This window comes from Nocardioides sp. (genome assembly GCF_030655615.1).
In the GTDB taxonomy this organism is placed as follows: domain Bacteria; phylum Actinomycetota; class Actinomycetes; order Propionibacteriales; family Nocardioidaceae; genus Nocardioides.
In genome coordinates this window covers 1-18,731 of record NZ_JAURVJ010000199.1, presented here as the reverse complement: position 1 = coordinate 18,731, position 18,731 = coordinate 1, and the positions used below count along the sequence as shown (strand labels likewise).

17 protein-coding genes and 1 other RNA gene are annotated in these 18,731 nt (G+C 72.4%); 15 read left to right on the top strand and 3 right to left on the bottom strand.

Annotation, left to right across the window (positions count from 1 at the left end):
• Positions 1-241 precede the first annotated feature (241 nt).
• The 7 genes from ftsE (at position 242) to Q7T52_RS16820 (ending at position 7,246) form a co-directional block, all read left to right on the top strand.
• Entirely contained in the window at positions 242-931 is a 690-nt protein-coding gene (ftsE, locus tag Q7T52_RS16850; protein WP_304804528.1) for a cell division ATP-binding protein FtsE, read from the top strand.
• Between the two features lie 64 nt (positions 932-995).
• Positions 996-1,916 (top strand): permease-like cell division protein FtsX, encoded by a 921-nt coding sequence (gene ftsX / locus Q7T52_RS16845; protein WP_304804526.1) that lies wholly within the window; start codon positions 996-998, stop codon positions 1,914-1,916.
• A gap of 52 nt (positions 1,917-1,968) precedes the next feature.
• Positions 1,969-3,231 (top strand): M23 family metallopeptidase, encoded by a 1,263-nt coding sequence (locus tag Q7T52_RS16840; RefSeq protein WP_304804524.1) that lies wholly within the window; start codon positions 1,969-1,971, stop codon positions 3,229-3,231.
• 57 nt (positions 3,232-3,288) lie between these two features.
• Positions 3,289-3,768, top strand: coding sequence for an SsrA-binding protein SmpB (gene smpB, locus Q7T52_RS16835; RefSeq protein ID WP_304804522.1), 480 nt, complete (start codon positions 3,289-3,291; stop codon positions 3,766-3,768).
• Complete coding sequence (locus Q7T52_RS16830) at positions 3,761-4,663, top strand: amidohydrolase family protein (RefSeq protein ID WP_304804521.1); 903 nt, start codon at positions 3,761-3,763, stop codon at positions 4,661-4,663. The genes smpB and Q7T52_RS16830 overlap by 8 nt, the downstream gene beginning before the upstream one ends.
• 121 nt (positions 4,664-4,784) lie before the next feature.
• The gene (locus tag Q7T52_RS16825; protein WP_304804519.1) at positions 4,785-5,915 is read left to right on the top strand and encodes a serine hydrolase domain-containing protein; all 1,131 of its coding nucleotides are present in this window, start codon (positions 4,785-4,787) and stop codon (positions 5,913-5,915) included.
• The gene (locus Q7T52_RS16820) at positions 5,912-7,246 is read left to right on the top strand and encodes an NAD(P)/FAD-dependent oxidoreductase (RefSeq protein ID WP_304804517.1); all 1,335 of its coding nucleotides are present in this window, start codon (positions 5,912-5,914) and stop codon (positions 7,244-7,246) included. Before Q7T52_RS16825 ends, Q7T52_RS16820 begins: the two co-directional genes overlap by 4 nt.
• Here Q7T52_RS16820 and Q7T52_RS16815 read toward each other — a convergent pair.
• Positions 7,243-8,025, bottom strand: coding sequence for an ABC transporter permease (locus tag Q7T52_RS16815; RefSeq protein WP_304804515.1), 783 nt, complete (start codon positions 8,023-8,025; stop codon positions 7,243-7,245). The two genes, Q7T52_RS16820 and Q7T52_RS16815, sit on opposite strands and share 4 nt — an antisense overlap.
• Positions 8,026-8,048: 23 nt before the next feature.
• Between Q7T52_RS16815 and Q7T52_RS16810 the strand changes: the two genes are divergently transcribed.
• Positions 8,049-8,690 (top strand): maleylpyruvate isomerase family mycothiol-dependent enzyme, encoded by a 642-nt coding sequence (locus tag Q7T52_RS16810; protein ID WP_304804512.1) that lies wholly within the window; start codon positions 8,049-8,051, stop codon positions 8,688-8,690.
• On the opposite strand, the gene Q7T52_RS16805 is transcribed toward Q7T52_RS16810, so the two are convergent.
• A complete protein-coding gene (locus tag Q7T52_RS16805; protein WP_304804510.1) occupies positions 8,683-10,266 on the bottom strand; it encodes a GMC oxidoreductase in 1,584 nt (527 codons plus the stop codon). The two genes, Q7T52_RS16810 and Q7T52_RS16805, sit on opposite strands and share 8 nt — an antisense overlap.
• Before the next feature lie 113 nt (positions 10,267-10,379).
• Between Q7T52_RS16805 and Q7T52_RS16800 the strand changes: the two genes are divergently transcribed.
• Positions 10,380-10,922 (top strand): TetR/AcrR family transcriptional regulator, encoded by a 543-nt coding sequence (locus tag Q7T52_RS16800; protein WP_304804506.1) that lies wholly within the window; start codon positions 10,380-10,382, stop codon positions 10,920-10,922.
• 69 nt (positions 10,923-10,991) lie between these two features.
• Positions 10,992-11,362: a transfer-messenger RNA gene (gene ssrA / locus Q7T52_RS16795) on the top strand.
• A gap of 77 nt (positions 11,363-11,439) precedes the next feature.
• On the opposite strand, the gene Q7T52_RS16790 is transcribed toward ssrA, so the two are convergent.
• Positions 11,440-13,365, bottom strand: coding sequence for a hypothetical protein (locus tag Q7T52_RS16790; RefSeq protein ID WP_304804503.1), 1,926 nt, complete (start codon positions 13,363-13,365; stop codon positions 11,440-11,442).
• A gap of 138 nt (positions 13,366-13,503) precedes the next feature.
• On the opposite strand from Q7T52_RS16790, the gene Q7T52_RS16785 reads away from it, so the two are divergent.
• From Q7T52_RS16785 to Q7T52_RS16765, 5 genes are all read left to right on the top strand, one after another.
• Positions 13,504-14,889: a M15 family metallopeptidase gene (locus tag Q7T52_RS16785; protein ID WP_304804501.1), complete on the top strand. Its 1,386-nt coding sequence runs from the start codon at positions 13,504-13,506 to the stop codon at positions 14,887-14,889.
• Between the two features lie 120 nt (positions 14,890-15,009).
• The gene (locus Q7T52_RS16780; protein WP_304804498.1) at positions 15,010-16,140 is read left to right on the top strand and encodes a glycerophosphodiester phosphodiesterase; all 1,131 of its coding nucleotides are present in this window, start codon (positions 15,010-15,012) and stop codon (positions 16,138-16,140) included.
• 196 nt (positions 16,141-16,336) lie between these two features.
• Positions 16,337-16,750: an HIT family protein gene (locus tag Q7T52_RS16775; protein WP_304804496.1), complete on the top strand. Its 414-nt coding sequence runs from the start codon at positions 16,337-16,339 to the stop codon at positions 16,748-16,750.
• A gap of 187 nt (positions 16,751-16,937) precedes the next feature.
• Complete coding sequence (locus Q7T52_RS16770) at positions 16,938-17,705, top strand: SDR family NAD(P)-dependent oxidoreductase (protein WP_304804493.1); 768 nt, start codon at positions 16,938-16,940, stop codon at positions 17,703-17,705.
• Between the two features lie 140 nt (positions 17,706-17,845).
• Positions 17,846-18,731 (top strand): DUF3048 domain-containing protein (locus Q7T52_RS16765; protein WP_304804491.1); only part of this gene is annotated, 886 nt, incomplete at its 3' end.

Below are 18,731 nucleotides of genomic sequence, written 5' to 3'. Positions count from 1 at the left end.
GGCCAGCGGCACGGTCGGCGCGGTCGTCGGCGGGGCCGTCGTCGCCGGGCTCGAGCCCGCGTCGGGCTCGCCGTCGCCGTCGTCGCCGCCCAGCCCGACGACCAGCCCGACCGCGACCAGGACCGCGGTCACGACACCGGCGAGCAGCAGGACGAGGGCGCGGGACACGTCCGCCACCCTACGGACGGGCCGCGACACGCCGAAGCGGGCTGCCACCGCGAGAGCGAGTACCGTCTTTTCGGTGATTCGCTTCGAGAAGACCACGGTGTCCTACCCGGGACCGGGGAAGCCGGCGCTCAACCAGGTGTCGATCGACGTCGAGAAGGGCGAGTTCGTCTTCCTCGTCGGCGCGTCCGGCTCGGGCAAGTCGACGGCGCTCCGCCTGGTCCTCCGCGAGCTGCGGCCGACGACCGGCCGGGTCTACGTGGCCGGCAAGGAGATCAACCGCCTGGCCACCTGGAAGGTGCCGCGGCTGCGCCGCCAGATCGGCACCGTGTTCCAGGACTTCCGGCTGCTCCAGGGCAAGACCGTCGCCGAGAACGTCGCCTTCGCGCTCCAGGTCACCGGCCGCTCCGGCCGCGACATCCGGGCCACCGTGCCCAAGACCCTCGAGCTGGTCGGGCTGGCCGACAAGGCCGGCCGGATGCCCGACGAGCTGTCCGGTGGCGAGCAGCAGCGCGTGGCGATCGCCCGCGCCATGGTCAACGAGCCGATGATCCTCGTGGCCGACGAGCCCACCGGCAACCTCGACCCGACCACCTCGGTCGGCATCCTCAAGCTGTTCGACCGGATCAACCAGAACGGCACCACGGTGCTCATGGCCACCCACGACCACGGTGTCGTCGACCAGATGCGCAAGCGCGTCGTCGAGCTCGACCACGGGTCCGTCGTCCGCGACGAGGCCACCGGCGTCTACGGCTTCCAGCACTGAGGTCCGGCCCGGGCCTCCCGCCCGGCCCGCCGCCCCGCCCCGATCCCCAGGAGTACCCCGCTTCATGCAGCTGCGCCACGTCTCCACCAACCTGCGCCAGGGCCTGCGTCGCAACATGTCGATGCACGCGGCCGTCATCCTCACCCTGTTCGTGTCCCTGACCCTCGCCGGGATCGGGGTGATGCTCAGCAAGCAGGCCGAGCTCACCGCCGACGTCATCGGCAGCGAGCTGCAGGTCACCGTCACGCTCTGCATCCCCGACGAGGCGGCGTTCCCGCAGTGCACCGGCGAGGTCACCGCCGAGCAGGAGGCGGTGATCCTCGACACGATCGACAAGAGCCCCGAGGTCCGCGACGTCGAGGAGGTGCCGCGCGAGAAGGGCCTGCAGGACCTCATCGACCGCGGCGTGGTCACCGAGGACCAGGTCGAGGGGCCCGACCCGCTCATCACCGCCGAGAACCTCCCGCGCAAGCTGCGCATCACCCTCGAGGAGCCCGACGAGTACGACGGCGTCATCAGCGCCATCGAGGACCTCGACGGCGTCCGCGAGGTCGTCCCCGCCAGCGAGCTCGTCGGCCCGATCTTCACGACGATCAACGTGCTGCGCTACTCGGCCTGGGGCGCAGCGGCCGTGCTGGTGCTGGCCGCCGTGATGCTCGTCGCCAACACGATCCGCCTGACGGCCCTCGCGCGCCGCAAGGAGATCGAGATCATGCGTCTCGTCGGTGCCTCCCGCATCTTCATCGCGCTGCCCTTCCTCCTGGAGGCGATCTTCAACGCCGTCGTGGGCGTCGCGCTGACCGCCGGAGCGCTGGCTGCGTTCACCCAGTTCGGTGTCATCGACGGCATCAAGGCCCGCTTCTCCGGCCTGCCGTTCGTCGGCTGGGACGCCTACGGCTTCGCGATGCTCGTGGTCGTCGTCGCGGGTCCGCTGCTGACGGTGCTGCCGACACTCCTGCTGACCCGCAAATACCTCAAATACTGACCCTGGTCGCCTACGGTCGGAGCGTTCACTTCCCCGAACGAACGGCTCTCCTGTGCGCTTCTTCCCCAGCGCCGCTCGACAGCGCGTCACCGTCGCCTGCGTCGGTCTCGTCTCCCTCGCTGCACTCGCGGTACCGCTCGCCCACGCCGACGAGGACGACGACCTGAAGTCCCGCCAGCGCGAGGTCAAGGGCAAGATCGCCGACGCCGCCTCCGACCTCAAGGAGGCGAGCCGCGAGGTCACCCGGGCCTCCGCCCGCCTCTCCCGGGCCACCGAGCAGCTGTCCGCCGCGCGCACCGAGCTGGCCGGCGTACGCACCCGGCTGGCCGCGGCCCGCGAGCGCGACGCCCGTCTCAAGGCAGAGCTGGCCACGGCCGAGCTCGAGCTCGAGCAGGCCAGTGCCGCCCTCGCCTCCGGCGTCGCCGCCGTCGAGCACCAGCGCGACGTCGTCCGCGACGCCGCCATCTCGATCTACAGCGGCAACGACTCCCGGCTGCAGGCCATCGGCTCGCTGCTCGACAGCGGGTCGATCGAGGAGCTCGAGGAGCGCCGGCTGGGCGCCCAGGTCATCGGCAACCGCCAGACCGCGATCTTCGCCGACCTCGAGGAGGTCGAGGCCGACCTCGCCGACGAGCAGGCCGACGTCGAGGACAAGGCCGAGGCCGTCGAGCAGAAGCGCCGCGAGGCCGCCGCGCACCTCGAGGAGGTCCGTGGGCTCTACGACGAGTCCGTCGCCGCCGAGGCGCGCGTCCAGAGCCTCGTCGGCGAGGCCCGCACCGCCCGTCAGCAGGCGTTCGCCGCCCGCGCCCGCGACCGTCAGACCCTCCGAGCGCTGAAGGCCCGCGAGGACAGGATCCAGCAGCAGCTCGTGGCGCTCGCCCGCAGCCAGCGCGACCAGGTCGGCTTCAAGGGCCAGTCCGACGGCTACCTGAGCTATCCCGCCAGCGGACCGGTGACGTCGCCCTACGGCTACCGCGTCCACCCGATCTATGGCTACTACAGCCTCCACAACGGCACCGACTTCGGCACCGGCTGCGGCGCCCCCGTCTATGCCTCCGCCGGTGGCACCGTCATCGACACCTACTACGACTCGGTCTACGGCAACCGGCTCTACCTGTCGCTCGGCAAGGTCAACGGCAAGAGCCTCGTGCTGATCTACAACCACCTGTCGGCCTACAAGGCCTCCGAAGGGCAGAAGGTCGAGCGTGGCACCGTGCTCGGCCTCTCCGGCACCACTGGCTGGTCCACCGGCTGCCACCTGCACTTCACGGTCATGGAGAACGGCGTCGCCGTGAACCCCATGAACTACCTGTAGGGGTCTGCCGGGGTCAGCCGGGGTCAATCCGGTTGCCCGCTCTGGGAGGATGGAGCCATGGCGAAGGAGCAGGGGCGCAAGCTGGTCGCGCAGAACAAGAAGGCGCGACACGACTACGCCATCGACGACACCTTCGAGGCCGGTCTCGTGCTGCACGGCACCGAGGTCAAGTCGCTGCGCCAGGGCCGGGCCTCGCTGGTCGACGGGTTCGTCGACATCGACGGGGGAGAGGCGTGGCTGCACGGCGTCCACATCCCTGAATACACCCAGGGCACCTGGACCAACCACGCCGCCCGCCGCAAGCGCAAGCTGCTCCTCAACCGGGTCGAGATCGACAAGATCGAGCGCCGGGTCAGCGAGAAGGGGCTCAGCGTCATCCCGTTGTCCCTCTACTTCCTCGACGGCCGGGCCAAGGTCGAGATCGGCGTCGGCAAGGGCAAGAAGTCGTGGGACAAGCGCAACACCCTCGCCGAGCGGCAGGCCAACCGCGAGGTCGAGCAGGCCGTCGGTCGCCGTCTCAAGGGCATGAGTGACTGACGCCGCTGGCGACGCCGACGTCGAGCCGGTCGAGCGGACCCGCGCGTCCTGGGAGCGGCTCGGGCTCCCCGGCCTGATCGACGTCCATGCCCACTTCCTCCCGCCGCCGATCGAGCGGGCGGTGTGGCGGGTGTTCGACGAGGCCGGTCCGCTCATCGGGCGCGAGTGGCCGATCCGCTACCGCCAGTCGATCGACGAGCGCGTCGCGCTGCTGCGCTCCTTCGGTGTCCGCCGTTTCACGACGCTGCCCTATGCCCACAAGCCGGGCGTGGCCACGTTCATGAACGACTGGTCGCGCGACTTCGCCGCCGCGGTGCCCGAGGCAGTCTGGTCGGGGACGTTCTACCCCGAGCCCGGCGCCGCCGACTACGTGAGCGCGCTGGTCGACGACGGGGTCGAGATCTTCAAGCTCCACCAGCAGGTCGGCGGGTTCCACCTCGACGACCCGCTCCTCAACCCGGTCTGGGACGTGCTCGCCGACGTCGGCACCCCGGTGCTCGTCCACGCCGGATCCGGTCCGGTCGGCACCGAGTTCACTGGCCCGGCCTCCATGGCCCGCTTGCTGGCGGCCTACCCCCGGCTGACCGTCGTCGTCGCCCACCTCGGCGCACCGGAGTGCGTGGAGTTCGCCCGGCTGGCGGCCCGGCACGACCGGGTCTACCTCGACACCTCGATGGCCGTGAGCCCGTTCTTCGGCGAGCACTTCGACCCCTCCGTCGTCCCGATGCTCGCGGACCTGCAGCCGCGGGTGCTCTGGGGGTCGGACTTCCCGACGCTCCCGTTCCCCTACGTCGACCAGCTCGACGCGCTCGCCGCCCTCGACCTCGGCGACGACTGGCTCCGCGACGTCCTCTGGCACAACGCCGCCGCCCTGATCGGCTCCGAGCGCCCCTGAGCAATCGACCGCCGCGATAGTCCCGGGCGAAATGGCCCCTCAAGACGCGTCTCAGGGGCGAGATCGCCCGGGACTATCGTCGGTCTGGCCTCGGACTAGAACACGTTCTAGGGTGACGGGCGTGATCGAGGGGGAGTACGCCGGGGCGTTCGGGCCGTTGCGCGACCTGCTGGAGCGCAACCTGGCGGACGGCTCCGACGTCGGGGCCGCGGTTGCGGTGGTCCACGACGGCGACCTGGTCGCCGACCTGTGGGGCGGGGAGGCGCGGCCGGGTGTGCCCTGGACGCGCGACACGATCGTGCAGGTCTGGTCGGTCACCAAGACCATGGCCGCGCTGACGCTGCTGGTGCTCGTCGACCGGGGCGAGGTCGACCTCGACGCGCCGGTCGCGACGTACTGGCCGGCGTTCGCCGCGGCCGGCAAGGGCGACGTCCTGGTCGGGCAGGTGCTGGGCCACGCCAGCGGCGTGCCGGGCTGGAGCCGGCCGGTGTCGGTCGAGGACCTGCTCGACCTCGAGCTGAGCGAGGGCTGGCTGGCCGAGGAGGCGCCCTGGTACGAGCCCGGCTCGGCGTCGGCCTACCAGATCCTCGACCACGGCCACCTCGTCGACGGCATCGTGCGCGGGGCGACCGGGCGGCCGCTGGCCGAGGTCTTCCGTGACGAGGTCGCCGGCCCGCTCGGGGCCGACTTTTTCATCGGCGTGCCCGACGACCGGCTCGACGACTGCGCCGACCTGCTGTCGCCGCCCCGCTCGTCCGTGGACTTCTCCCAGCTCCCGCCCGACCACTTCCTGCTGCGCACCATCGCCAACCCGTTCCTCACGATGCCGGTCTGCAACAGCGAGCCGTGGCGGCGCGGGGCGATGGCGGCCGCGGGCGGCCACGGCAACGCCCGCGGGGTCGCCCGCGCGCAGGCCGTGGTGTCCCACGGCGGCGAGCTCGACGGCACCCGCCTGCTCGGCCACGGCACCATCGACCGCATCTTCGACGTCCAGGCCGACGGCACCGACCTGGTGCTGGTGCTGCCGCTGGTCTTCGGCACCGGCTACGCCCTGCCGGGCCCGTCGGCGCCCGCGGTACCGGCCGGGCGCACCTGCTGGTGGACCGGCTACGGCGGCGCCATCGTCGTCAACGACCTCGACCGGCGTACGACGATCGCCTACACGCCCAACCAGCTCGCGGAGCACATGGTGTCGTCGCCGCGCACCGACGCCTATGTGAGCACCGCTCTTTCTTGTCTGGAGGACCTGTGACCTCCCCCCACGTCTGCATCATCGGCGCCGGCTGCTCCGGCATCACGACGGCCAAGCGCCTCAAGGAGTTCGGCGTCTCCTACGACCAGTTCGAGCTGAGCGACGAAGTCGGCGGCAACTGGTACTTCCGCAACCCCAACGGCCGCTCCGCCGTCTATGAGTCGCTGCACATCGACACCTCGACGCGGCGGCTCGAGTTCGAGGACTTCCCCGCGCCCGCCGACTACCCCGACTTCCCGCACCACACGCTGATCCACGACTACTTCAAGGCGTACGTCGACCACTTCGGCCTGCGCGACGCCATCACGTTCTCGACCGGGGTCGACCGGGCGGCCCGGGCGGACGGCGGCGGCTGGGACGTCACGCTCTCGACCGGCGAGACCCGCCGCTACACCGACCTCGTCGTCGCCAACGGCCACCACTGGAAGCCGCGCCTCCCGGACTGGCCGGGGGAGTTCGCCGGCGAGCTGATCCACAGCCACGCCTACGTCAACCCGTTCGAGCCGGTGGAGATGCGCGGCAAGCGCGTGGTCGTCGTGGGCATGGGCAACAGTGCGATGGACCTGGCCTCGGAGCTGTCGTTCCCCTGGATGGCCAGCAAGCTCCACGTCTCGGCGCGACGCGGCGTCTGGGTGCTGCCCAAGTACCGCAACGGCGTCGCCGCCGACAAGGTGATGGCGCCGCCCGACATCCCCAAGGAGGTCGCCCTCGCGGCCTCGCGCGCGCTGATCCGCGACCTCGTCGGCAGCATGAGCGGCTACGGCCTGCCCGAGCCCGACCACGAGCCCCTCGCGGCGCACCCGTCGGTCAGCGCCGACTTCCTCACCAAGGCCGGCTCGGGCGACATCCACGTGATCGCGGCGATCGAGCGCTTCGACGGCCACACGGTTCACCTCGTCGACGGCACCTCGGTCGAGGCCGACGTGGTCGTCGCCGCCACCGGCTACGACATGGGCTTCCCGTTCTTCGACGACGACGAGGCCGACCTGCATCCCGACTCCGACCACCGCTACCCGCTGTTCAAGCGGATGGTCAAGCCCGGAGTCGACCACCTCTTCTTCCTGGGCCTCGCGCAGTCGTCGCCGACGATCGTCAACCTGGCCGAGCAGCAGTCCAAGCTGCTGGCCCGCCTGCTCACCGGCTCCTACGCGCTGCCGCCGGTCGACGAGCAGGTGCGCACCACTGCGGCCGACGAGGCCTTCCACCTCGAGCAGTACTACGCCTCGCCGCGGCACACGATCCAGATCGACTTCGGCCGCTACGTCGTCGACCTGCTCGCCGAGATCGAGGCGGGGGAGGCACGGTCGGCGGCAGCAGCGGCTTGCGTCTAGCGCGGGAACACGGCCGCCAGGTCCCGACGCACCACGCGGCCCGACGCCACCAGCCGCAGCAGTACCGCACACGTGATCGCCTGCCCGGCCATCAGCCCGATCAGCACCAGCACCTGGGCCGCGCCCGCCTCGAGGGGCGTCCCGCCCCCGAGCAGCACACCGATGAACGCGCCCGGCAGCGTGACCAGGCCGACGGTGCGGGTCTGGTCGAGGCCGGGCATCAGCGCCTCGCGCGCCGACGGCTCGATCACGAGGTACGCCGCCTCGGTCGACGGCAGGCCGATCGCCAGCGCCGCCTCATAGGTGCCGCGGTGGGCGACGAGCTCGTCGGCCGCCCGGCGCCCGGTCAGCGTCGCCGCCGTCATCGCGCCGCCGATCACGATGCCCGCCACCGGGATGATCCCCGCGCCGTTGAAGGGGACGACCCCCGAGCCGAGCGACAGCGCGAGCACGGGCAGCACCCCGGCGGCGACGGACAGCGCGACCCAGCCGCCCTGGCGCCGCGCCGCGCCGACCCGGCGCACGGCAGTGGCGGTCGCGACGACGTACATCAGGAGCGCGAAGCCGATGGCTCCCCACAACGAGGTCAGCAGCGCCGCGATGACCGACGACACGATCGCGAGCTGCACCACCGCCCGGGCAGCGGCCGTCAGGTGGACACGGCCCACGCCGAGCCTCCCGACCGACGACGTCGCGACGGCGACCGCGACGAGCACCAGCAGCACGGCGGCCAGCCGCCAGTCGGGGTGCGGCGCTGCCGTGGTCGCCAGGGGGTGCACGGGACCGACCTTAGGGTGGCGCCATGGCTCCGAACGACGACCTGGCCGCCGACCTCGCCGACGAGCGCCGCGCCCTCGCCGACCTGCTCGAGTCCCTGACGCCCGAGCAGTGGCAGACGCAGACCCTGTGCGCCGCGTGGGACGTGCACCAGATGGCTGCCCACCTCCTGGCGCCGACCGAGGGGTCGACCGGCCTGCTCCTCCGGCTCATGGTGCGCTCGCGCGGCAACGTCGACCGCCTCGGGCTGCTGGTCACCGAGCACTTCGCCGACCTGCCGCCTGAAGAGCTGGTCGCGCGGATCCGCGCCAACGCCGAGGTCGACACCGCACCGCCGTTCGTCGGCATGCTCGGCCCCTACACCGATGCCCTGGTCCACGGCGAGGACATCCGGATCCCGCTCGGCATCGTCGACGACCGGCCCCCGACACGCTGGGAGCCGTCGCTCGACTTCCTGCTGTCGCGGCGCGCCCGCTTCGGGTTCCTGCCGTCGGCCGCGCCCGCGCTGACCTACGCCGCCACCGACCTCACCTGGACGCGTGGCGCCGGACCGCGCGTCGAGGCGCCCGCCGCCGCCCTCGCGCTCGCCCTGACGGGGCGTGCGCCGCGCCTCGACGAGCTGGTCGGGCCGGGCGCCCGGCTGCTCCGCGCCTTCGCCCTCAGATGATGCGGCCGACGTCCTTGCGGACGATGCGGTCCATCGCCCGCTCGGCGAGGGCGGCGATCGTCATCGACGGGTTGCACGCCGCGGCCGTGCCCGGCAGCAGGGCGCCGTCGAGCACGTAGAGCCCGCGCTGGCCCTCGACCCGCCCCTCGACGTCGCACGCCTGGCCCATGCCCATCCCGCCCATGGGGTGCCAGGTCGACGGGACGACTGCGTTGGTGTCGAGCAGCACCGACGCCGGCCCGGCGACGGCCTTGATCCGCTGCCCGATCCGCCGCTGGATGGCGGCGTCGGCCTCGTGGGCCCACTGCAGGTCGACGGTGTCGGTGAGCCCGCGGTAGCGGAACCGGCCGCGGGCCGCGCTGACGCCGTAGCCCACCAGCACCGTGCTGCGTGCGTCGACGTCCACCGGGCCGAGGGCGATCGGGGGGAGCGAGGCCTGGATCACGGTGTTGGCGCGCGCCGGGTTGCCCCACTCCTTGCTGCCGTAGACCACCGGGCCGCCCTGCACCGGGCCGAAGTCGTCGGCCAGGCTGGTCCAGATGTAGATGCGGTCGGCGTTGCTGCCCCAGTTGCGGCCGACGGCGTCGGGGAGGTCGCGCACCTGGTCCGTCGCCCCTGCCCGGACCAGCATCCGCGAGGTGCCGGCACTGCCGGCGCCCATGATCAGCGTCGGCGTCGTGATCAGCTTGGTCTCGAGCGTCCTGCCCCGCACGTCGGTGCGGACGACCGTGAGCAGCCACTCGCCCCGGGCGGTGCGGCCGATGTCGGTGACCCGGTGCAGCAGCCGGACCTCGAGCTTGCCGGTGCGCTCGGCGCGCCGGAGGTAGGTGCGGTCGAGGGAGTGCTTGCCGCCGTTGTTGACCCCGATCCCGCAGTCGCCGTTGGTGTAGGACGGCTTCATCTCGCCGCGCAGCTCGCGCAGCGCGAACGACCAGTCGATGGGCATCGGGATCTTGTCGACGTCGTAGCCCGCGGCCTCGGCGTTGCGCCGGAAGATCCGGGCCGGCTGATAGGTCTCGCTCCTGATCAGCGCGTCGGGCGCCGTCCGCAGGCCGAGCATGCGAGCGACCCGCGGGTAGTAGGTGCGGTGCATCTCGTCGAAGTCGACGGCCGCGGGGAACTCGTGCTCGAAGACGGCGCGGGCCGGCTGGAGGCTCATGCCCTGGTAGGTCAGGGATCCGCCGCCGTAGCCGTTGCCGGTCATGATCGTCATCGTCGGCCCGGCGATGGCGTTGAAGAGCCCGGCGTACGGCGCCACGCTGAGCGGCCGGCCGAAGAGCTCCGGGGCCGAGCCGTAGAACAGCGCCCGCTCGTCGGGACTGGTCGCGTGGGGGAAGGTCTCGGCGTCGGGCCCGGTGGGCCACGCCCGGCCCTGCTTGAGGAGCGTCACCGGTACGCCGGCCCGCGTGAGGCGGAGGGAGGCGACCGATCCGCCGAAGCCGGAGCCGACCACGACGACCCGGCGCCGGAGGCGCCGGACGGGGACGCGGGCGGACGCCGCGACCGGCAGGGCGGAGACGGCTGCGGCGGTTGCGGCGGTGCCGGCCACGAGGGCACGACGGGAGACGTGGGCCATGGGTGGTCCTTCCGAGAGAGTGCGTTAAATGAGACAGGTGTCTCGGTTATTCGTCAACCCGGCGTCTCATCCGCTCTCCCAGGCGCGCCCTGCCGACGCCCTAGAGTCGGCGCGTGGGCAGGGGTGGGCGTCGGGCCGACGGCGAGCGCAACCGGGACGCGATCCTGGAGGCGGCGACGGCGCTCCTGGCCGAGGCCCCGGATGCCTCGGTGACCGACGTCGCGCGGGCCGCCGGGGTCACCCGGGCGACGGTCTACCGCCACTTCGAGAGCCGCGACGCGCTGCTCGACCAGATGCTCCTGGCCAACGCCGCCGCCACCGTCGTGACGCTCCTCGAGGCCATGGAGGAGCTTCCGCTCGCCGAGGCACTGGACCTGATGGCCGGCCAGGTCGTGGCGCTGGCGCAGGACAACGCGCGCCTCGTCGCCGCCACCTCGCGCCGCATCCAGGAGCTCGCGCACGCGAGCCTCGCCGCCGAGCCGCTGGTCGAGTTCCTGGCGCGCCGCCGGGCGCGCGGCGAGGTCCTCAGCGAGCTCGGTGACGCGTGGCTGGGCACCTGCATCCGGGTGCTCTGCCTGGCGGTCGTGCTCGAGGGCGCCGCCGCCGGCGGCCGCGCCGACGAGCTCGGGCGCACGCTGCGCACCCTGGTCTGCTGAGCCGTCGCCCATCTCGCGGGCGTTCGTCGTCGGGGCCGGGTAGGGTAGGCAGCGCACGACAACTCAAGAGGGGCTGATCGGTTTCGACTTGGGACGTTAGTTCCAGATGAAGCGGGTCGAGGAGCCAGCGTCATCTCGTGAACGATCGCTGGAAACCAATAACTGCCGACGCTAAGCGCAGTTCGTTCGCTCTCGCCGCCTGATCGGTGATCGAACCGTCAGACCGGGCATCCGTCTCCGTCCCGGACCCTGGCGTCATCTAGGAGACTTGCTGCTCACCTCTCGTCAGGAGGGGTGACCGGGACTCAAACCTGACTGGGCCTGTCGGCGACGTGTCTGTGCGAGCGCCGGGGCCGAGAAAATCGCTCTCACCGACTGCACCCGGAGAAGACCTGGATCGGCGCTCGAGGACCGGGGTTCGATTCCCCGCAGCTCCACCTCAGCACCACATCAGATCACCACCAGCCTCTTGAGCAGAGCCGCACCCCACCCGGGGTGCGGCTCTGTCGTCGCGCGCTCAGTCGGTGCCGCTGACCACGAAGGCGCGCATCACGACCGGACCGTGCCGGACGGCGTCGGACGCGTCGTCGGTGCCGTTGACGGCGGTGACCAGCGCGCAGTGCGGGCCGTCGCCGCCGCCGTCGTAGGCCCCGAGGGCGAGGGTGCTGGCGTCCTCGGCGTAGCCGTCGTCGTAGGCCAGGCCGGCCGGGACCGACGTCGGGCAGGCGCCTCCCAGCACCTCCGCGGCGATGGAGGCGTACTCGTCCGCCGGCTGCGACAGGCTGGCCGGGACCCGGTAGGTGAAGGGATCGGTGGTGGCGGTGACCTGCCCGACCGTCGGGGTGCTCGTGATGTCGGGGAAGTCGGCCACGAACGCCCGCGCGGCGAGCGGGCCGCGGCGGTCGAACCGGTCCGTCGCCGCTGCGTAGAGGCAGTGCGGTCCCTCGCTGCTGAGGGCGAACTCGAAGACGCCCGGGCTCGGCTCGAAGGAGTCGAGGTAGAGGTTCTCGGGGTCGGCCACGCACGCGCCCCGGACCGCAGCGATGCCCCCGAGGTCCTGACCCAGACCGCTGAGCTGCACTCGCAGGCCCTGCCCGTCCGAGCGGGCGGCCGCCGAGACAGGGCCGATGACCGGTGTCGCGGAGGGCGCGGGCACGACTGCTTGGACCGATCGCGGACCGCTGAGCTCGTCGAAGTCGTTGGCCGTGAAGAAGGTCAGGCACTCGCTGGTCCGGTTCGGGTAGATCTCGCTGACGCTCTCCGAGTCGGTCAGGTAGTCGGCGTAGGTGGGATCGACGACGCAGGAGCCCGTGGTCGGGTCGCCGTTGGTGAAGTAGAGCGTCAGGCCGCGCAGCGGCTTCCACTGCACCTGGTAGGCCTGGGCGTGGGGGGACCAGGTCACCGTCACCTGGGGCACCACGGGCACCGGCTTGTAGCGGGCGAGGGCTCGTGCGACCGGTCGCTGCTCGCCCTCGAAGCGGTTGCGGACCGCGACGGCGTAGCAGTAGGTGCCGCTGCCGGTCTCGGGGTCGACCCAGCGCCGCGCCGTGATCGGCAGCGCGTAGTCCGCCGCCGTGCGCGGTACGACGCCGCACGCGGCGCCCCGCCAGACGTAGACGCGCAACCGGGCGCCGGTGGGCGGGCGGACGGTGCGCCAGCCCAGGGTCACCGGGCCCGCGCCCCCACCGCCGGTGAAGCTCACGTCGGCCAGCTGCGGCGGGAGCGGCGCGAGCAGGCAGTCGCGCGGCTGCTTGCGCGCCTTGCCGCCGTAGACCTGCACGTGCCTCTTGAGCAGCGGTGCGTCGATGTAGCCGCACTGGAAGTAGCCGGGCTTGCCGGGGGACAGGGGTCCGCACAGCCCGAACTGGAAGACCGGCGTCATCAGCGAGCACTGCGGGCGGGTGTGGCCGTAGCCGAGGTTGTGGCCGATCTCGTGAGCGAGCAGTCGCGCCACCCAGGCGCGCTGCTCCGGGTCGTTCTCGTCCACCCGCCGGTAGGTCGTCGAGAGGTTGACGATGTTGTGGCCGGGCGCGTAGCCGAGGGTGCCGATCCCGTCGGCGCCGCCCGTGTCGCCGTACTGGATGCGGAGCTGCGCCTTGGCCCGGCTCGCGACCTTGACCAGCGTGATCCGGGCCCCGGTGCCGTTCCAGCGGTTGACCGCGTCCTGCAGGCTCCAGTCCCACTTCGCCGGGAGCGAGTCCCAGTAGCGGATCGTCCGGCCCGGCCAGGAGCGGACCCGGCGCCGCGGGTCGGTGGCCCGCCGCTCCACGACGTCGCCGTGCAGCCGCTTCACGACCGGGGGCTTCGGTCCCGGCGGTCGCAGGCCGGGCTCCGCCGCCGACGACGCCACCGCCGCGGTCGCGGAGGTGGCCGCGGGGGACAGCACCCCGAGGACCGAGACGACGAGGAGCAGCGAGAGGGCTCGAGACAAGGACTGGCGCACGTGCTGATCGTCACCCGGCGAGACCGTCCTGTCCCGCGCATCGCTGATCCTTCACCTCGATGGGGTCCGCCGAGCCCGTGCGGCGTGTCGTCCTCCGGGGTGACGTGGATCCACAGGTTGGCCAGCGACGATCTCCGGGTGCTGCTCCGTCTCGGGACCGTCGTCGCCCTCCTCCTGGCCCTCCTCGCCCTGGCCGTCACGCCGGCCCGGGCCGCCGATCCGGCGGCCCTCTCGCTGACCACGACCGGCGGGTACGCCGACGAGGCGGCCCCGCTGGCCGTCGCGCTCCTGGCCGCCGACGGCACCCCGCTCGTCGGGGCGAGCGTGGTCGTCGAGCGCCGCGTCGGCGGCGCCTGGACCGCGCTCGCGACGGTCGTCACCGACGAGGCCGGCGCGGCCACCACGTCGACGCCCCGCTCGCGGACGGCGGCCGACAACGTCTTCCGGGCGTCGTACGCCGGCGACGGGACGCACGACCCCGCCGCCGTGACCGCGACCAGCCGGCTGGCCCGGCGCACGGGGGTCGTCACGGTCGGCGGACCGGTCAAGGTGGTCGACGAGCGCACGACGACCGTCAAGGTGGTGTCGCGGACGAGCACCGGCACCCCGGTCTCCGGGTGGGTGCGGGTCGAGCGGTCGGCGTCCGGCCAGGCGTGGAAGACGTTCCGCACGGTCCGCACCGACGACCGCGGCCGCGCGTCGTTCGTCGTCCGGCCGCGCACCGACACCCGCTGGCGCGCGGTCACCAAGGCCTCCGACTGGGTGACCGGCGACCGCAGCCCGGCCCACCGCGTCGACAACCTGCCGCCGGGTTCCCCGGTCCGGCTGCCGCGCGGCGCGCCCAGCCCCCGCGTCAAGGTCCCGGCCCAGCCGCGCGCGACGACCAGGGGTGCGCACCCGGTCGTCACCCGGATCCCGAACGGCGTCTGGGCCTCGATGGTCGGCCGCAGCTGGCACACCGGCTGCCCCGTCGGTCGTGAGGGACTGCGGCTGCTGCGCGTCAACTACTGGGGCTACGACGGCTACCGCTACCGCGGCGAGGTCGTCGCCGCGACGAGCGCGATCGACAACATGGCCCGCGCCCTCACGGCGATGTACGACGGCCGCTTCCCGATCCGCTCGATGTACCGCGTCGACCGCTTCGGCTGGTCCGGGCGCCTCAACGGCGCCGACGACTACCGCTCCATGGCCGCCGGCAACACCTCGGCGTTCAACTGTCGTGACGTCGTCAACCGCCCCGGCGTCCGCTCGCCCCACGCCTCGGGCCGCGCGCTCGACGTCAACACGTGGGAGAACCCCTACCGCTCGGCCACCGGCCTGGTGCCCAACAGCTGGTGGCAGGGCCACTCCCACCCCCGCGTCGCGTGGCGCTCTCGCTCGCACCCCGTCGTGCGGCTCTTCCTGCGCGCCGGGTTCCGCTGGACCTACGCCACCGGCGACAGCCAGCACTTCGACGCCGTCGGCAGCAACGGCAAGGTGGCCGTCCCCTCCGCCCGCGCCTGCGGCGGGTTCGTCTGCCACTGATGCCTCCGCTGACGACCCGCTGACGACCCGCCGTCGCGTGCGCCGATCAGCAGGCAGACGCTCACCGTCCGCCCGCGTCGTGTTCACGCGCCGGCCACCGCCGAGCGGTGAGGTCGCACCATGACCTCTCGGACCCTGCGACTCGCCGCGCCCGCGGCCGTGCTCGCCACCCTCGCCCTCACCGTCACCACCCTCCCCGCCGACGCCGCGGAGGGGCCCGACCGCCAGCCCGCAGCCCGCGCCGTCCAACAGCTCGACGTACCGCTCGTCTTCGCCCACCGCGGCGCCTCCGGCTACCGGCCCGAGCACACGCTCGCCGCCTACGAGCTCGCGATCCGGCTCGGCGCCGACTACGTCGAGCCCGACCTGGTCTCCACCAAGGACGGCGTCCTCGTCGCCCGCCACGAGAACGAGATCGGCGGCACCACCGACGTCGCCGACCACCCCGAGTTCGCCGCCCGCAGGACCACCAAGAGCATCGACGGCGTCCAGGTGACCGGCTGGTTCACCGAGGACTTCACCCTGCGTGAGCTCAAGACCCTGCGTGCCAAGGAGCGACTGCCGCTGGTGCGGCCGGGCAACACCCGCTACGACGGGCGCTTCCCGATCCCCACGCTGGCCGAGGTCCTGCGCCTGGTGAGGAAGTGGGAGAAGAAGCTGCACACCACGATCGGCGTCGCCCCCGAGACCAAGCACCCGACCTACTTCGACTCGATCGGGCTCTCCCTCGAGGAGCCGCTGGTCGACACGCTCGAGCAGTTCGGCAAGGACACCAGGAAGAGCAAGGTCGTCATCCAGTCGTTCGAGGTCTCCAACCTCAAGGACCTCGACCACCTGATCGACGTGCCCCTCTCGCAGCTCACCGAGGCCACCGGCGGCCCGTTCGACCTCCGGGGCCAGGGCACCACCTACGCCCAGATCGTCTCGGCCGACGGGCTCAGGAAGGTCCGCCGGTACGCCGACTGGGTCGGCCCCGAGAAGAGCCAGGTCCTGCCCCGCGACGCCGCCGGCGCGACCTCGCGGCCGACCAGGCTGGTGCGGGACGCGCACCGCATCGGCCTGCGCGTGGTCGTCTACACCGTCCGCGACGAGAACCAGTTCCTCCCGACCAACTTCCGCCGCGGCACCGACCCCGACGCCAAGGGCGACGTCCGGGGCGAGATCGAGTCGCTCCTCGACACCGGGATCGACGGCTTCTTCGCCGACTACACCGACTCCGGTGTCGACGCGCGCGACGCCTGGCTCGGCTGACCCGCTCGCACCACGGTGGTCGAGCCGCGGGGACGGAGTCACCGCGCGGCGAGACCCCCGCAGGGGCAGGTCGACCCGGGCACGTCGGCCGCGGGGTCTCGACGCGGGCTCGCCGGGGGCTCGCCCGGCTCGACCACCGTGCCGGGGGCTCGCCCGGCTCGACCACCATGGGGGAGGGCCCGGCTAGCCTCGGGGCGTGGCGAAGCCGTGCGTGTTCTGCTCGATCGTGGCCGGCGAGGCCGAGGCCCACGTGGTGCTCGACGAGCCGTCGTTCCTGGCGTTCCTCGACGTCCGCCCGGTGTTCCAGGGCCACGTCCTGCTGGTGCCGCGCGAGCACGTCGAGACCCTGCCCGACCTGCCGGCCGAGCTCCGCGACGACTTCCTCGAGGCGGCCCAGCGGCTGGCGACGGCGGTCAAGGAGGCGCTCGGGGCGCAGGGCAGCTTCGTGGCCGTCAACAACACCGTCAGCCAGTCGGTCCCGCACCTGCACCTGCACGTCGTCCCGCGCACCAAGGGCGACGGGCTGCGGGGGTTCTTCTGGCCGCGAACGACGTACGCCGACGGCGAGGCCGCGTCCTGTGCGGCGCGGCTCCGCGACGTCCTCGCCTGACCGGGCAACCGATCCGGCGCCCAGCGCGTCTCCACGAGCATGACCAAGACTGTGCTCGGGACACTCGCCATCGTGGCGCTGACCGTCGTCGCGTTCGCCCTGCAGGCCCCGATCGGCCCCACCTGACCCCTCATCTACCGTGGGGCCGACAGTTCCACAAAGACACACGGGCAGAGGAGTCACATCGATGGGTCGCTACGACGGGCGCGTTGCCGTCATCACCGGATCCGCCCGAGGCATCGGCTTCGGCATCGCCACGCGACTGGCCGAGGAGGGCGCCTCGATCGCCGTCATCGACCTCGACGAGGCCGCCGCGGCCGAGGCCGCCGGCAAGCTGCCGCTCACCGAGGGTGCCAAGGCCGTCGGCATCGGCGCTGACATCAGCGACGGCGAGGCCGTCGACGCCGCCATCGCGCGGGTCGTCGCCGAGCTCGGCGGCATCCACGTGCTGGTCAACAACGCCGGCGTCACCCGCGACAACCTGCTGTTCAAGATGACCGAGCTCGACTGGGACCTCGTGATGAACGTCCACCTCAAGGGCGCGTTCCTCATGACCAAGGCCGCGCAGACCCACTTCGTGGAGCAGAAGTACGGCAAGATCCTCAACCTCTCGAGCGTCTCCGCGCTCGGCAACCGCGGCCAGGCCAACTACTCGGCGGCCAAGATGGGCATCCAGGGCTTCACCCGCACCCTCGGCATCGAGCTCGGCCGCTACGGCATCAACGCCAACGCGATCGCCCCCGGCTTCATCGCCACCGAGATGACCGACGCGACCGCCGCCCGGGTCGGCGTCAGCGTCGAGGACTTCCGCGCCGCTGCGGCCGAGGCCAACCCGGTCAAGCGCGTCGGCTTCCCCGAGGACATCGCCGCGGCCGCGGCGTTCCTCTGCAGCGACGAGGCGTCCTACATCACCGGCCAGACGCTCTACGTCGACGGCGGCGCCAAGCTCGGCTGAGCCGCGCCGGGTCGACGACGCGCGACACACCCCCGCCCCCTGCGCCACGCAGGGGGCGGGGGAGCGCACACTGGGGCCACGTCATAAGTCCACAGACTCGGTAGACCAATCCTCTGCCGGCCCCGGAAGGATCTTCCCCCGTGCCCTTCCCCCGCACCGCACGCTTTCCTGCCCTGACACCGTTCGGCCCGACCCCGGTCGCCCTGACCGCGCTCGCCCTGGCCGCCTGCCTCGCGCTCGCCGGCTGCGGGGGCGACGCCCCGGCCGACCAGCCCGAGTCCAAGGGCAAGACCGTCAGCGCCCCCAAGGCCGAGGTCAGTGGGGACCCCGACACCTGGCCCCTCACGGGCCTCATGGTGGAGCGCGGTGAGTCGATCCAGAAGCACCCCGTCCTGGTCCTCAAGCTCGACAACACCCCGTCCAGCGCCCCCCAGCAGGGCCTCGGCTCGGCCGACCTCGTCGTCGAGGAGCTCGTCGAGGGCGGTGTCACCCGGCTCGCCGCGTTCTACTACTCCAAGATCCCCGGCGACGTCGGGCCGGTGCGCTCGATGCGGGCCTCCGACATCGGCATCGTCAGCCCGGTCCACGCCAGCATGGTCACCAGCGGAGCGGCCGCCGTGACCATCGACCGCATCAAGGGCGCGGGCATCGACTTCTACGCCGAGGGTGCGCCCGGGTTCTACCGCGAGTCGTCGCGCTCGGCGCCCTACAACCTCTTCACCGACCTCACCGAGGTCGCCAAGACCGCCGAGGGCACCCCCGCCCGGCCGGTCGACTACCTGCCGTTCGCGTCGGGCGGCGACCTCCCCGGCGGCCAGAAGGCCACGTCGATCGACGCCAGCTTCTCCGCCGGCCACACCACCAGCTGGTCCTACCGCGGTGGCGGCTACGTCAACGACAACGGCTTCGCCGCCGACGGCGACGAGTTCCCCGCCGACACCGTGCTCGTGTTGCGGGTCAAGGTCGGCGACGCCGGCTACACCGACCCGGCCGGCAACCCCGTGCCGGAGACCAAGTTCACCGGGC